Consider the following 14,145-nt stretch of genomic DNA (forward strand, 5'->3'; position numbering starts at 1 on the left):
CCCCTAACATGCTAACTAAATTTCTTTGTCATAATAATTTTAGTTCCTTTTCCTTTTTTACTTTCAACAATTAACGTATCCATAAAGCTTTCCATTACTGTAAATCCCATTCCTGATCTTTCAAGGTCAGGTCTTGAAGTATATAATGGTTCTCTTGCCCTATCAATATCTTCTATCCCCTTTCCATAATCTTCAATTACTATTGTTGCTTTTCTCCCGGAAATTATTGCCTCTATTTTAATTATGCCCTTTTTATCATTTTCATAACCATGAATAATAGAATTTGTAACAGCTTCTGAAACAGCTGTTTTAACATCTGCTATTTCCTCAATAGTTGGATCTAATTGAGAAATAAAAGCAGATACAGCAACTCTTGCAAAACCCTCATTTTGAGATCTACTTTCAAATTCTATACACACTTTATTTTCTTCCATCTTTTTAACCCCTCCATTAAATACTTTCAACCGCTTCATTAATATCTCTATAAACAGTAATTATTTTATAAAGACCTGAAAGTGTAAATACTTTATCAACTCTTTTATTTACATTGGTTATACATACTTTTCCATCCCTATTTTGAATCTTTTTAAGTCTTCCTATAACAACACCTATACCTGAGCTATCCATAAAAGTAACTTCCTTAAAATCTAAAATTACTTTTTTAATGTTGTCTCTTTCTATTCTATCATCTATCTTAACTCTAACTTCTTCTGCACTATGATGATCTAATTCACCAACAAGAGCTACTATTAATTTATCATTAATTTTATTAAATTTTAAAAACATAAAAATTAACTCTAAAGATAAATATTTAGAGTTTATACCTCCCATCTTCCTTCTTTTTCCATAATTTTAACATAACATATATTTTGTAGTCAATGATTATTTTCCTTTTTATGGATATTGTATGCTCTTCAATATAAAATTTAAAGCCGGCAAAAGCCGACTTTATTAACATATTATTTATGATTTTTATCTTTATCTTTATATTTATCAACTTCCTCTTGTAATTTTTCATAAAACTCTTCAATAGTTTCATCTTCTTCTAATAATAATGCTTCAATTGCATCATTTAAACTATTCATAGTATAAACACAAAATTTTCCATTAATAATTGCTTCTTCAACTTCAGATTTCAATATTATTTCATCTTTATTTGCTTCTGGAATTAAGACTCCTTTACCTTCAAAACTTTCTAAAATACTACATACTTTAAAAAAGCCTTCAATTTTATCATTTACCCCACCAATTGGTTGAACTTCACCAAATTGATTTATAGAACCAGTAACTGCTATATTTTGTTTAATTCCTTTTTTGCTCAATGCTGATAAAATACATATAATTTCAGCTACAGATGCACTATCTCCTTCTACAATTCCATAAGTTTGTTCAAAGCTCAAATGAAAATCAACTGGTATACTTTCATAGGGATTTAAAATATTAGTAAGTAATCCTTTTAATATACTTATAGATTTTTCATGAATTTTTCCACTTAAATTACTCTCCTTTTGTATATCAAATATTCTTCCTGCTCCCTTATAGGCTACACAAGTAATCCTCATAGGTTTTCCAAATGTACAATATCCATTATCAATGACAGCAAGTCCATTAATTGCTCCAATTTTTCTATCATTTATTTCAATCAATATTTTCTTTTCTTCATACATACTAATAAACTCTGATTCAATTAATTCCTCTTCATAAGCAACTGCTCTTATATCTTCCTTTAATATTTCCATTCTCTTTTCTTCTTTGGCATGATTATTAGATAGTACTAATAATTTATCAATATCATCTTCATCACTAAATATTCTCTTTTTACTGCTACTCTTCTTACATAAATACTTAAAAATCTCACTCATTGCTTCATTATTTACATTAAAAAGCTCATTTTTTCTAATCTTTTTTTCTATAATTTTCTTTATACCAACAATTGAATTTTCATTTACTTTTACCACTGATGAAAATTCAGCTCTTAATGGAAATAGCTTTTTAAAATCTTCATCTGAGTTATATAAAATATCATAAGTTTCATAATCACCAATTAAAATAACTTTTAATTTAACTGGTATTGATTTTGGCTTTAATCCATTAATATTAATAAACTCTAAATAACTCTTATTTGTATCAAAAGAAACTTTATTTGAAATTAAAATTTTCTTTAAATAATAATAACTTAAATTATTTACTGCTAGAGAATTTAATCTTATAATTAAGCAGCCTCCATTAGCCTTCAAAATAGAACCTGCAGTTATTAATGAAATATTAGTTGTATACATTCCATTGTGATTTTCATATTCTATTAATCCAATTAAATTATTTAAATTAGGATCTTCTTCGTAAATTACTGGTGGTGATGTGTTATTGGTGTTATCTACTATTACTTTAACATCATACTTATTTAAAACTTCATAAATCTCACTTTCATCATCTTCTATATTCATTGTATAACACTCAATTAAATCTTCTTCTATACAAGTAAATAATCTTTCTAGATATTCATATGAATCATCATCTGTAATAAATTCTAATAATGCTTCATCTTTATCTTCTTCCATTTGAGTTGATAAGAACTTAGAATAAATCTTTTTTAACTTTTTAATAGACTTGATTTCAATATCTTTAAGCTCTTCTAAAATAGTTTCTGCTTTTCTTTTTAAATTTGTAGCCTTTGCTACTATTACATTTTTATTTTCTGTTTCTAAATTATCGTATTCTTTTTCACTCATTGCTTCTTCACCACTTAAAGGTATAAAAGCAAATCCCTTACTTGTAGCTTTTACTTCAAATCCTTCAGCCTTTGCCATTTTGGTTAATTCATCTAGGTAATTATTTCTTCTATTTTGTATGTCTTCAACTAAATAAGCTTTTTCATCATTGCTAGAATCTCCATAAAAATCATCTACTACTTCTAAATAAGAATTTTTAATATTATCTACAGTTTCTTTTAACTTTTTTCCTTTTCCATTTGCAACAAAAATTGCCTCTGGCCTGTTAACTTCCTCTAAGGTTACATAACATATATCCTTAGGTGCTTCTAAATCCTTATACGTATCCTCAATAAAAGAAGTTAAATCTTTTAATTTATCTTTAGAAAAGGTATCTATTAAGTAAAGGTTATATCCTTCCTTATCTATAGTTATTGCCCTTTCTATTTTTTTATAAGCTTCATTAAATTCTTTGATTCCTTTTGTATTTTCATCACTCTTGCATTCTGTTAATGATATATTAAATTTTATTTCTGATGGAGTTAACTCTCTTTTCATAACCCTCCTGTTAAGGCAAGAAATATATAATTAAATTTATTTCCCCTTATTTAGAATGATATCTATTATATTAATATTCTTATATAAAAAATTTAGGCAATACTTTTTTAAAAAAGTACTATATTTTTAAATATAATAAAAAGGAAGCAAATATATGCTTCCTTTTTATTAATAATTTGAATTTGATTCGGTTCCTTCACATATAGAAATTGAAGCTGATGCTCCTATTCTAGTAGCTCCATTTTCAATCATTGCTAAAGCATCTTTTTTACTTCTAACTCCACCTGATGCCTTAACTCCCATTTCTGGTCCAACAGTTTCTCTCATAAGCTTTATGTCTTCAACTGTTGCTCCTCCCGTTGAAAACCCTGTAGATGTTTTAACAAAATCAGAACCTGCTTCTTTTGATAACCTACAAGCAATAATCTTTTCTTCTTCAGTTAAAAGACAAGTTTCTATTATTACCTTAGTAAGTGCTTTTCCTTTTGCAGCTTCAACAACTGCTTTTATATCATTTTTAACATATTCTAAATTTCTTTCTTTCAACTTTCCTACATTAATAACCATATCTACTTCTGTAGCACCTTTTTCAATAACATCCTTTGTTTCAAAAGCTTTAACTTCTGTAGTTGTTGCACCTAAAGGGAAACCTATTACAGTACAAACTTTAACATGTGTTCCTTTTAATTCTTTAGCTGCTACAGGAACCATTGATGGATTTACGCAAACTGAAGCAAAGTTATAATGAATTGCTTCTTTACAAAGTTTTATAATTTCACTTTCTGTTGCTTCTGCTTTTAATATTGTATGATCTATCATTTTAGCTATTTGTGCTTTATTCATTTTATTACCTCCATCTAACTTTAATTTTTTCATAAGTATCATTGTTTATTATAAATTACTTACCCATTATTGGAAAGTACTTTTGTTTAAATAACTTAGTGTATTTATCTAAAATAATCTTAATTGCTCACTAGTTTATTCTTTTATTCCTGATACAGTTACTCCAATTAATCTAATCTCAGCTTCAAAATTTTCATCATTAACTATTTCCTCTGCTACATTATATATAATATTTATATCCACATGTAAAATTATTTTATCCTTTTCTCCCCTAATATAATACCTCTTCAAAAATCCCTTTATTTTTACTATTAATAAATGAAATTATTCCTTGAGCTAAAAGCTCATCAATATATCTTCTTTTATTAGATACTGAACAAAACGATATAATAACTATAGCAATTATAGTTCTAAATCCCTTATCAAGGTAATATTCATATTCTACCTCTTCATCACATAAATATTCAATAACCCCTTCTACAATATCAGCATTTCTTCTAGGATTATAATTTGATAATACACCTATTAAAGGTAAAAATTGATTTGCTATTTTTATATTTCTTTTTTGAAGTTGTTGAATAAATTCCATACTTCTATACATTTCACCAGATGATCCATTTAAAATAATTGAATTTGCTAAAGCCTGAACTCCATTTTTAGAGCTTATATGTGAATCTGCTATGTGGTTAAATATATTTTCAATAAAATCATCAACAGTTTCTGCATGGATATTATTTATAACCCATAATGTACAAAGTAAATAATCATCCTCATTAGTTATATCATAGTATTTTTCTTTTAATATTATATATAGCTCTTTTATTTTATTAATAATTTCTTTTTTATCTTTTAACTTAGTATACTTGCTAATTGTAAATGCAGTTAACACTAAATATGAACCTGATGTAAATCCTTCCCCTTCTAATAACTCCATAACATCATAAATATCTTGTATAAGTTCTTCCTCTTCTTCCTTATCAACTGTTGCTATTAGTAATGAAAGTATATTTAATGTATCTCCCCTAAATGGTGATATCCTTGTTGTATTTAATTTTATATTTTTTCTTATTTCTTTAACTCTATATATCGGTATTTCTCTTTCATAATGTGAAAAAATTAAAGATGCAAAATGATTTATTATATCTCCATCATTTCTTAATTCTTCTTTTACTAATCTGTAATTATCAACTGTAAGTTGTATTCTGTCTGCCAGAAACTTATCCATGTACTTACCTCTCCCCCATAAGTTTTAAATATATTTGTACTGCAATTACTCTTCTTTTATTAAGTAATGTTTAATTATTATTTTACCTTACTATTATACTATGAATTTATGTCATTTTAATAACAAATTCTATGTTATTTTATAACAATTTTTCTAGTCTAATCAATTAAAACCATTGAGTCTTTTGTCATTTTTTGCTAAAATATTATTAGGTTAATTTTAACTTTTTTTAATTTTAAGGGGGCATAAAAATGAATACTATAGTAACAAAATTTGGTGGAAGTTCTTTAGCTGATTCTATACACTTTAAGAAAGTAAAAAATATACTTGAAAGTAATCCTGAAAGAAAATATATAATTCCTTCAGCACCTGGAAAAAGCTCTTTTAAAGATTTTAAAATAACAGATTTACTTTATTTATGTCATGCACATGTTAAATCTGGTATTTCCTTAGATGATGTATTTAAACTAATTTCTGAAAGATATAAATCAATAGTTGATGATTTGAATTTAAATTTAGATTTAACTTCTTATTTAAATATAATTAAAACAGATATAGAAAATGGGGCTTCTGTTGATTATACTGCAAGTAGAGGAGAATACTTAAATGGAATAATCCTTGCTAATTATTTAAATATAGATTTTATAGATGCTAAAGATGTAATTAAATTTAATAAATATGGAACATTAAATATAGAAGAAACTTATGTAGCACTTAAGGACAAGCTTTCAAATCATGAAAGAGCTGTTATTCCTGGTTTTTATGGGTCTAATGAACATGGTGATATAGTTACATTTTCAAGAGGTGGTTCTGATATTACAGGTGCTTTAGTAGCTGCTAGCATCAATGCTAAACTTTATGAAAATTGGACTGATGTTTCTGGCTTTTTAATGGCTGATCCTAGAATTGTCAATAATCCTAAAAAAATAAAAACAATTACCTATGGAGAACTTAGAGAATTATCTTATATGGGAGCTTCTGTTCTTCACGAAGAAGCTGTATTTCCTGTAAGGACTTCTGGAATCCCTATTAACATTAGGAATACTAATGAACCTGAAAATGAAGGTACTTTAATTGTTAGTAATGAAATTAAACATGAAAATACTATTACAGGTATAGCTGGAAAGCAAAATTTTACTGTTTTATCTATTGAAAAATCTATGATGAATAGCGAATTAGGTTTTTGTAGAAAAATTCTTACTATATTAGAGCAAAATGGTGTTTCTTTTGAAAACATGCCATCTGGAATTGATACTGTAAGTGTAGTTATTTCTGATTCTAATTTAAAAAATAAAACTGAAATAATAGTTGAAGAAATTAAAAGAGCATGTAATCCCGATTCCGTAGTTGTATATCCTAATATGGCATTAATAGCTACTGTTGGTACAGGAATGGCATATACTAAAGGAGTTGCTTCTAAAATATTTACTGCCCTTGCGGAATCTGATATAAATATAAGAATGATTGACCAAGGTTCTAGTGAAATTAACGTACTAGTTGGCATTGAAAATGACGATTTTGAAAAAGGGATTAATGCAATTTATAAAGCATTTAATTAGTGGCAAGTGGCAAGTTATGGTTGAAACTCCTTATGGAGTTTCTTAATTATATTTTTTAAATTCGGCTAAAGCCGAATTTATTCCTTAACTTGTCACTTGAAACTTGTCACTAACTTGTCACTCGTAACTGCTCACCATATTATTCCCAGCTTTTCCATACTTCTGGTGAATTTCCTACTGTTGCTTCTTTTCCATTTCTAACTATAGGAGTAACATATAATGTAGGATTTTTTAATAATAGTTCCTCTCTAGTTTCTGCTCCTCTAATCTTATCCATATTTAATTTTTTATAGTCCTTTGAATTTTTATTTATTAAATTTTCTAGTCCTATAGCCTTTTTAACACTTTGAAGTTCACCTTTGCTTAATGATTTTTCTTTTAAATCTATAAATTGATAAGGAATTCTTCTTTCTTTAAAAAATCTCTCAGCTTTTTTTGTATCATTACATTTTTTTATTCCAAATATTTGTATATTCATGTTTTTGTCCTTTCACTTATTATGTTTTCATATAATAAAAATTATATCATATAAATTTAATAACTAAATTAAAAATATTATACGGTGTGTTTAATTATATAAAAAACACACGCCATTTAGATTACTCTAATTAACGTGTGTTTCTTATTTAAAATTAGTTACAATAAACTAACTTAAGTTTCTATTTAAAAGAATTGCTTATTTGCAAGCTTCTTCTATAGCAACAGCAACTGCAACAGTAGCTCCAACCATTGGGTTGTTACCCATACCGATTAATCCCATCATTTCTACGTGAGCAGGAACTGATGAAGAACCAGCGAATTGAGCATCTGAGTGCATTCTTCCCATAGTATCAGTCATACCATAAGAAGCTGGACCTGCAGCCATGTTATCTGGGTGAAGAGTTCTACCAGTACCACCACCTGATGCAACTGAGAAGTACTTCTTACCTTCTTCGATACATTCTTTCTTATATGTTCCAGCAACTGGGTGTTGGAATCTTGTTGGGTTAGTTGAGTTACCAGTGATTGATACGTCAACACCTTCGTGATGCATTATAGCAACACCTTCTCTAACGTCATTAGCTCCGTAACATTTAACAGCAGCTCTTGGTCCGTTTGAGTATGGCTTTTCACTAACTATTTCTAATTTTCCAGTGAAGAAATCAAAGTTAGTTTGAACGTAAGTGAATCCATTGATTCTTGAGATAACTTTAGCAGCATCTTTTCCAAGACCGTTTAATATAACTCTTAATGGTTCTTTTCTTACTTTGTTAGCTTTTTCAGCTATTTTGATAGCACCTTCAGCAGCAGCGAAAGATTCGTGACCTGCTAAGAATGCAAAACATTTAGTTTCTTCTCTTAAAAGCATAGCTCCTAAGTTACCGTGTCCTAAACCAACTTTTCTATCGTCAGCAACAGAACCTGGGATACAGAAAGCTTGTAACCCTTCTCCGATTGCAGCAGCAGCATCAGCAGCCTTTGTGCAACCTTTCTTTATAGCAATAGCAGCACCTAAAGTATAAGCCCACATAGCGTTTTCGAATGCGATTGGTTGAGTTGACTTAACGATTTCGTATACGTCAATTCCCTTTTCAGTACATACTGCTTTAGCATCTTCTAATGTTTTCATTCCGTATTGTTCTAATACTGGAGTGATTTGTCCTATTCTTCTTTCATAACTTTCAAATAATGCCATGATTAAATTCCTCCTTACAATTATTCGTGTCTTGGATCGATTAATTTAACAGCGTCAGCAACTCTTCCGTATTGTCCTGCAGCTTTTTCTAATGCTTCGTTAGCATCCATTCCCTTAGCGATCATTTCCATCATTTTTCCAAGGTGAACGAATTTATAACCGATGATTTCGTTATCTGCATCTAAAGCGATTTTTGTAACGTATCCTTCAGCCATTTCTAAGTATCTTGGTCCCTTAGCAACTGTTCCGTACATAGTACCAACTTGAGATCTTAATCCCTTACCTAAATCTTCTAAACCAGCTCCGATTGGTAATCCACCTTCTGAGAACGCAGTTTGAGTTCTTCCGTATACGATTTGTAAGAATAATTCTCTCATTGCTGTATTTATAGCATCACAAACTAAGTCTGTGTTTAAAGCTTCTAATATAGTTCTTCCTGGTAATATTTCTGAAGCCATAGCAGCTGAGTGAGTCATTCCTGAACATCCAACAGTTTCAACTAATGCTTCTTCTATTACTCCACCTTTAACGTTTAAAGTTAATTTACAAGCTCCTTGTTGAGGTGCACACCAACCTATTCCATGAGTTAACCCTGAAATATCTGATATTTGTGTAGCTTGTACCCATTTTCCTTCAACTGGAATTGGAGCACATGCATGATTAGCGCCTTTAGAAACAACGCACATTTCTTCAACTTCTCTTGAATACATCATTATATTGATTCCTCCCTAATAATATTAGTTATAGCTTGTCTTAAATATATGTAATATCTAGACCATACCTAACTGGGTCAAGATTTACCCCACTGGGCATAAATCTATCCTACTTCTATATAATAACAGATGAATCAATCCGTAACAATATTAAATTGAGATTTTTTTATCATATTGTTAAATTTTATTACTATTTTTTAAAAATATTTTTTTAAAATATTCTTCTTAAAGTGAAATTGATAATTATTATCAATTCTCTTGCTATTTATTCTTTTATTTTGTTATACTAAGTTAAAAGTATTGATAATGATTTTTATTTACATCTAGTAAAAGTTTAAATGCTTTATTCATTAAATAAAATATAATTAACTTTTTTATGCTTAAGGAGGATATTAAAATGAAAAATATTATAGAAATAGTTAATATTGTAGCAAGACAAATTCTTGACTCAAGATGCTTCCCTACTGTAGAAGTTGAAGTTGTACTTGAAGATGGAACTGTAGGAAGAGCTGCTGTACCATCAGGTGCTTCTACTGGTATTTATGAAGCTGTTGAATTAAGAGATGGTGATAAAAACTTCTTTATGGGTAAGGGTGTTAAAAACGCTGTTAATAATGTTAATGAAGTAATTGCAAAAGAATTAGTTGGATATAATGTTTTTGATCAAACTGCAATAGATAAAAAATTAATTGAATTAGATGGAACAAATAATAAAGGTAACTTAGGTGCTAATGCTATTTTAGGAGTTTCTTTAGCTGTTGCTAGAGCTGCTGCTAATTTCTTAGGACTTCCTTTATATCAATATGTTGGAGGTGTAAATGCAAAAGTACTTCCAGTTCCAATGATGAACATAATCAATGGTGGTTCACATGCTGATAACTCTGTAGATTTACAAGAATTTATGGTTATGCCTGTAGGGTTTGATTCATTTGATAAGGCTATCCAAGCTTGTGGTGAAGTTTATCATTCATTAAAGAAAACTTTAAATGAAAAAAATTACTCAACTGGTGTTGGTGATGAAGGTGGATTTGCTCCTAACTTAAAATCAAATGAAGAAGCTATAGAAATCATATTAGAAGCTATAACTAAAGCTGGATATGAACCTGGAAAAGATATGTTTATTGCTATAGATGCTGCTTCTTCTGAATATTACAAAGATGGAAAATATGTTTTAGAGCATGAAGGTAAAACTTTAACACCTTCTGAAATGGTTGATTTTTTAGAAAACTGGGTTAATAAATATCCAATCATATCTATTGAAGATGGTATGGCTGAAGAAGATTGGGAAGGTTGGAAACTACTAACTGAAAGACTTGGAAATAAGGTTCAATTAGTTGGAGATGATTTATTTGTAACTAATACTTCAAGATTATCAGATGGTATTCAAAAGGGTGTAGCTAACTCAATATTAATTAAGTTAAATCAAATTGGTACTTTAACAGAAACTTTAAATGCAATTGAAATGGCAAATAGAGCTGGTTATACTGCAGTTATATCTCATAGATCAGGAGAAACTGAAGATACTACTATTGCTGATTTAGTTGTTGCAGTTAATGCTGGTCAAATTAAAACAGGCGCACCTGCTAGATCAGAAAGAGTTGCTAAATACAATCAACTTATTAGAATTTCTGAAGAATTAGGCGAAGTTGCTGAATATAGAGGAAGACAAGCTTTCTTTAACCTAAAATAATAATATAAATCTTTTTTGAATAAACTTTTAATTTCTCTCAATAAAACATTATATTTTTATGTAATTAGGATGATACTTTTGTGTCATCCTTATTTTATCTTTATCCAAGTGTTACATCTAATATCATCATAGTTATAAATCCAAATATTAATCCTATAGTTGTTAATGCCTTATTTTCAATAGATGCTTCTGGTAATAGCTCTGAACCTACAACTGAAACCATTGCCCCTGCTGAAAAAGCTAAAAAAAATGGTAACATACTTCTAACCCCAACAGCTGCCATTGCACCTAAAAAACCTGCTATTGGCTCAACTATTCCTGATGCTTGTCCGTAAAAAAAACTTTTAGTTCTTGATAAACCCTCTCTTCTTAAAGGTAAAGATACAGCTGCTCCCTCTGGAAAATTTTGAAGACCTATTCCCAATGCTAAGCTTATAGCTGCTCCTATAGTTGCTGATGGTATTCCTGCTGCTACTCCACCAAAGGCTACCCCAACAGCTAATCCCTCTGGTATGTTATGAAGTGTTACTGCTACTACAAGCAATATACTTCTTTTGTACTTCTTTACTATTGAGTCTCTTGCTATTTCATCATTTTCTGTTATTACCCCATATGAATACTTATCCATCATTTTATCAGCTAATATTATAAAAATTCCTCCTGAAAAAAATCCAATGGATGGTAATATAATTTCACTATATCCAAGGTTATCACATAATTCTATTGCTGGATTTAATAATGACCAAAAGCTTGCTGCTATCATAACTCCAGCTCCAAATCCAAGCATACAATTTAATATTCTTCTATCAACAGTTTTAAAGAAAAATACTAAAGCTGCACCTAGTGCTGTTATTGCCCATGTAAATATTGTAGCCGATAATCCCTGAGCAATTGGATTTAATCCCATAAACCATTCCATAATTTTTAAATCTCCTTTATTATTCATAGCTTTATCATTATATAAGCAATATATGATAAAATCTTACAACAAGTTCTAAATACTATTAAATTATTTACTCATTTTCTATATCAACCAAATCATTTTCCACTTTTTTCAATTTACTCTATTGACACAATTATCCCTATATGATAATATTATTTATATGTTAATTAAGTCGGCATGGCGGAACTGGCAGACGCACATGACTCAAAATCATGCGGGTAACCGTGTGGGTTCGATTCCCACTGCCGGCACCAATTTTATATATCTAACATTAATAAAAGCATTAATATTACTTAAATTTAGTAAAATCAATGCTTTTATTTTTTATTTAACTTACCAATTACAATTTTAATACTTTATTTAATACAAATCATCAGCTGCAAATTTAATTCCAGACTTCTTTCTAGCTACAGTTTGAACCTCACTTACAATTAAACTATGATCTAATAATTGAAAACATCTATTAAAATCATTACTACTTATCATTTTTTCAAATTCTATAAATTCATAAATCATTCTATTCCTATAATTATTTTCATTTATAATCTTACTTTCTTCATTATTCAGTAACAATTCAAATCTTTCACATTTATTTGTTGGATTATCTTGATATATACATCCCTTATCTCCTTGAATATTATTATAAATGGGTGCCTTACATTCCTTAGAGCCAATACAAACACATTTAAATTTATCATAATCTAAAACCAATATTCCTGATGTATCTATCCCTCTTTCTATATTAGGATAATACTCAACATTTTTAGGCCTTCCAAATAATCCAACTATATAATGGATATTATATATATTTAAATCCATCAATGCTCCTCCAGAAAACTTAGGATCAAATACAGGCAATACTTTTCCTTTCTTAAAATCATCATATCGACTTGAATATTGAGAGTAATTGCATTCAACTATTTTTATTTCACCTAATTTGGAAATTAATTTTTTTATTTTTAAATAATTAGGCAAATATAATGTTGTAATTGCTTCAAAAATAAACAATCCTCTTTTTCTTGCTAAATCACTTAATATTTTAGCTTCTTTATAATTTGATGTTATTGGTTTTTCAACTATAACATTTTTATTAGCTTCTAAAGCTTTCTTTGAAAATTCAAAATGAAGACTATTAGGTAAACATATATATACAGTATCTATATCACTTTTAAGCAATTCTTCATAATTATAAAATATATTTTTAATGTTATTTTGTTTTTTTATCTTATTTAATTTTTCATAACTTTTTTTCCTTCCATAAATCCCATTAATTTTAATATTATTTAAATACGGAACTATGCTTAAAAACTCATTTACAATCATACCCGACCCAATAACTGCTAATTTCATAACTCTCATTTATTCTCCTATAAATTAAAATAATTTAGATTAATTAATATTAGAATACAAATAACTTATTCTTTATCTTAATTAATAATACCTTTTTAATTAGTTTATTTCCTGAAAAAAAATAACTTCATCTTTATTGCTAATAGATTCTATAAAATTCCTAGGACATACATCTCTTGATATCTTAAGTCCAATTAAAATACCTATTATCTCATTAGATGTTACATTATTATTACTTATTTCTATATCACGTATTTTTATATTTTTACTTTGTATTTCTTTTAATAAATTAGAAACTGCCTTTGTTGAGTTAACAAGAATATATAAAGTTATATTTCGAGACTTTCTATTAATTTTCCTATCAATATTAGCAAGTGCTACAGTAACTGCTGCAATTACTAAACAGCCAATAATTGCTCCTGAATAAAATCCAGCACCTATTGCTAATCCCATACATGCACATGCCCAAAGCCCTGCTGCAGTTGTTAATCCCCTTACTTTGTTTTTACCTGTTACTATAATAGTTCCAGCACCTAAAAAACCAATTCCACTTATAACTTGAGCTCCTAGTCTTGATAAATCTGTTTCCCCATTATATATCTTATGTAAATATATATTAGTTATCATTGCAAGTGTTGCTCCAACAGACACAAGTATATGTGTTCTAAGACCTGCAGGCCTTTTTTCTCGTTCTCTTCCATATCCAATTATTCCTCCAAAAATAACTGCCATTAAAACTCTTAAAAAAATTGAAATAAAATTTAAATCTTCTAAGTATATAACTATTTCCTTAACCACATAAAATCCCCTCCCCTAAATATTATTCTAATTAAATACATATATTTCTTAAAATCCTAATTTGAAGTTTATAATCATCAGTG

At 28.4% G+C, this 14,145-nt stretch carries 14 protein-coding genes and 1 tRNA gene; 3 read left to right on the forward strand and 12 right to left on the reverse strand.

Translation table 11 applies throughout. The features are described 5' to 3' along the window. Nucleotides 1-11: 11 nt before the first annotated feature. The 6 genes from spoIIAB to ACUN06_RS09965 form a co-directional block, all read right to left on the reverse strand. Nucleotides 12-434: an anti-sigma F factor gene (spoIIAB, locus tag ACUN06_RS09940; RefSeq protein ID WP_449389725.1), complete on the reverse strand. Its 423-nt coding sequence runs from the start codon at nt 432-434 to the stop codon at nt 12-14. 16 nt (nt 435-450) lie between these two features. Beyond that, nucleotides 451-786 carry an anti-sigma F factor antagonist gene (gene spoIIAA, locus ACUN06_RS09945; RefSeq protein ID WP_291733273.1) on the reverse strand — a complete coding sequence of 112 codons (336 nt, stop codon included), beginning with the start codon at nt 784-786 and terminating at the stop codon, nt 451-453. A 173-nt stretch (nt 787-959) separates the two neighbouring features. After that, a complete protein-coding gene (locus ACUN06_RS09950) occupies nt 960-3,266 on the reverse strand; it encodes an AAA family ATPase (RefSeq protein WP_294160979.1) in 2,307 nt (768 codons plus the stop codon). A 168-nt stretch (nt 3,267-3,434) separates the two neighbouring features. Then, complete coding sequence (gene deoC, locus ACUN06_RS09955) at nt 3,435-4,109, reverse strand: deoxyribose-phosphate aldolase (protein ID WP_294367224.1); 675 nt, start codon at nt 4,107-4,109, stop codon at nt 3,435-3,437. 135 nt (nt 4,110-4,244) lie between these two features. Then, a complete protein-coding gene (locus tag ACUN06_RS09960) occupies nt 4,245-4,400 on the reverse strand; it encodes a hypothetical protein (RefSeq protein WP_449389726.1) in 156 nt (51 codons plus the stop codon). Beyond that, nucleotides 4,381-5,334: a DUF4003 family protein gene (locus ACUN06_RS09965; RefSeq protein ID WP_302541616.1), complete on the reverse strand. Its 954-nt coding sequence runs from the start codon at nt 5,332-5,334 to the stop codon at nt 4,381-4,383. The genes ACUN06_RS09960 and ACUN06_RS09965 overlap by 20 nt, the downstream gene beginning before the upstream one ends. Before the next feature lie 251 nt (nt 5,335-5,585). Here ACUN06_RS09965 and ACUN06_RS09970 point away from each other — a divergent pair, with 251 nt between their 5' ends. Then, the gene (locus ACUN06_RS09970) at nt 5,586-6,893 is read left to right on the forward strand and encodes an aspartate kinase (protein ID WP_291733263.1); all 1,308 of its coding nucleotides are present in this window, start codon (nt 5,586-5,588) and stop codon (nt 6,891-6,893) included. A gap of 139 nt (nt 6,894-7,032) precedes the next feature. On the opposite strand, the gene ACUN06_RS09975 is transcribed toward ACUN06_RS09970, so the two are convergent. The 3 genes from ACUN06_RS09975 to ACUN06_RS09985 all read right to left on the reverse strand — a co-directional run bounded on the left by ACUN06_RS09975 (nt 7,033) and on the right by ACUN06_RS09985 (nt 9,281). Then, entirely contained in the window at nt 7,033-7,371 is a 339-nt protein-coding gene (locus ACUN06_RS09975; RefSeq protein WP_294397597.1) for an arsenate reductase family protein, read from the reverse strand. A 198-nt stretch (nt 7,372-7,569) separates the two neighbouring features. Continuing rightward, nucleotides 7,570-8,568, reverse strand: coding sequence for a GGGtGRT protein (locus ACUN06_RS09980; RefSeq protein WP_294125711.1), 999 nt, complete (start codon nt 8,566-8,568; stop codon nt 7,570-7,572). Nucleotides 8,569-8,588: 20 nt separating this feature from the next. Next, nucleotides 8,589-9,281 (reverse strand): iron-sulfur cluster assembly scaffold protein, encoded by a 693-nt coding sequence (locus ACUN06_RS09985; RefSeq protein WP_291734771.1) that lies wholly within the window; start codon nt 9,279-9,281, stop codon nt 8,589-8,591. Nucleotides 9,282-9,678: 397 nt separating this feature from the next. Here ACUN06_RS09985 and eno point away from each other — a divergent pair, with 397 nt between their 5' ends. After that, entirely contained in the window at nt 9,679-10,971 is a 1,293-nt protein-coding gene (gene eno / locus ACUN06_RS09990; protein ID WP_291734774.1) for a phosphopyruvate hydratase, read from the forward strand. A gap of 100 nt (nt 10,972-11,071) precedes the next feature. Here the strand turns inward: eno and ACUN06_RS09995 are convergent, their stop codons facing one another. Further along, on the reverse strand, nt 11,072-11,890 hold the full coding sequence (locus ACUN06_RS09995; protein ID WP_294125706.1) for a ZIP family metal transporter: 819 nt from the start codon (nt 11,888-11,890) through the stop codon (nt 11,072-11,074). Nucleotides 11,891-12,085: 195 nt separating this feature from the next. Here ACUN06_RS09995 and ACUN06_RS10000 point away from each other — a divergent pair. Continuing rightward, a tRNA-Leu gene (locus ACUN06_RS10000) sits at nt 12,086-12,168 on the forward strand. 106 nt (nt 12,169-12,274) lie between these two features. Here ACUN06_RS10000 and ACUN06_RS10005 read toward each other — a convergent pair. Both ACUN06_RS10005 and ACUN06_RS10010 read right to left on the reverse strand, forming a co-directional pair. After that, a complete protein-coding gene (locus ACUN06_RS10005; RefSeq protein WP_294367814.1) occupies nt 12,275-13,264 on the reverse strand; it encodes a Gfo/Idh/MocA family protein in 990 nt (329 codons plus the stop codon). 99 nt (nt 13,265-13,363) lie between these two features. Then, nucleotides 13,364-14,062, reverse strand: coding sequence for an MgtC/SapB family protein (locus ACUN06_RS10010; RefSeq protein ID WP_449389727.1), 699 nt, complete (start codon nt 14,060-14,062; stop codon nt 13,364-13,366). Between the last annotated feature and the right edge of the window lie 83 nt (nt 14,063-14,145).

The sequence above is a fragment of the Clostridium sp. ETTB3 genome (genome assembly GCF_053571985.1).